Annotated in this window: 1 protein-coding gene; it reads right to left on the bottom strand. The window is 56.7% G+C overall.

Annotation, left to right across the window (positions count from 1 at the left end):
* The coding region (locus ACTHUR_RS14440) for a DUF6531 domain-containing protein (RefSeq protein ID WP_440399262.1) at window positions 1-688 on the bottom strand (688 nt) is incomplete at both ends.

Here is a 688-nt window from a genome sequence, read left to right as displayed (position 1 = left end):
CAAATCGCCGTAGCCGTCGTAGTCGTAGCGCACCAGTTCCTTGCCGTTGAAGGTGACGGAGGTGAGGCGGTTGACGTAGAAACGCTCGTCTTCGGAAACGAAGACGTCCCGTTCCCCGGCCGGATCAAAGTCGGGATCGTTGTCGTTCAGACGGATGGAGGAGAATACGGGTTGGAAGTGTCGGCCGCTGCCGTCGTAAATGCTGTGCGGCAGTCCGTTGTCGTCATAGCAGAGGCGGATATGGCGACCGTTTCGGTCGAGTTGGGCGACCAGTTGGTAAATGCCGCAGCCGGAATCGACTTCGGCAAACAGCAGCCGTGCGCCGCCGTCGGGGGAGGCGATTTGATAGAGGTCGTCTGAAATCTGTGAAAAGAAAATTTGTTCGTAAGGATCGAAATAGGCGTCATCCAGACCGTAGGGGTTTTCTTCGGCGGAAGCAGGTCTTGGTGCGGCTTCTTCTTCATATAAATCGTCTTCATCGTCGTCGGCTGCGGAATAAGGCTCGTCCGCTTCGTCGCTGATATCCGGCAACGGAATTTCCCTGCCCTGCTCATCAATATAAAGGAAACCGTCGGCAGTCCGGACAAGACGCATGGAGAACGGCAGCGACCAACCCTGCCCCAACCAGCCATTGCCTATTTGGTCGGAATAGTAGCTGCGCTGCCACACAAGGGGAAGCGGGGAGTCG

The organism is Neisseria sp. P0021.S007 (assembly GCF_051956855.1).
Note: the sequence above shows the minus strand (reverse complement) of the source record. Positions and strands in the feature narration are given on the sequence as shown.